Origin of the sequence: Parafrigoribacterium mesophilum, assembly GCF_039652555.1 — a bacterium.
In the GTDB taxonomy this organism is placed as follows: domain Bacteria; phylum Actinomycetota; class Actinomycetes; order Actinomycetales; family Microbacteriaceae; genus Parafrigoribacterium; species Parafrigoribacterium mesophilum.
Map to the genome: position 1 here is coordinate 1 of NZ_JBDJAF010000048.1, position 278 is coordinate 278.

Annotated in this window: 1 protein-coding gene; it reads left to right on the plus strand. The window is 61.2% G+C overall.

Going from position 1 to position 278, the window contains the following annotated elements; translation table 11 throughout:
- Nucleotides 1-109: 109 nt before the first annotated feature.
- A partial coding sequence (locus ABFX56_RS16045) for an Lrp/AsnC family transcriptional regulator (protein WP_346234358.1) occupies nt 110-278 on the plus strand: 169 nt, incomplete at its 3' end.

Below are 278 nucleotides of genomic sequence, written 5' to 3' on the forward strand. Positions count from 1 at the left end.
CATACCTAGACCGAAACAGAATCTAGCGTCAGATGCAAGTTGACTCGCAGAATATGAGACAATCGTGCTGGTAACGCTAGGATCTGTGAGAAGAAGGCGGCGGCAGACAGTGGAATCGAAGATCGCTTCACTGGACGACATCGACAAGGGCATCCTGCGGGCGTTGTCGGCCAACGCGCGCGAGTCAGGGGCGGCGCTCGCGTCGCGGATCGGCGTTGCGGAATCCACGGTGTCGCTGCGGATGCGCCGGCTGCACGCCGCAGGCTATCTGCGCGGCT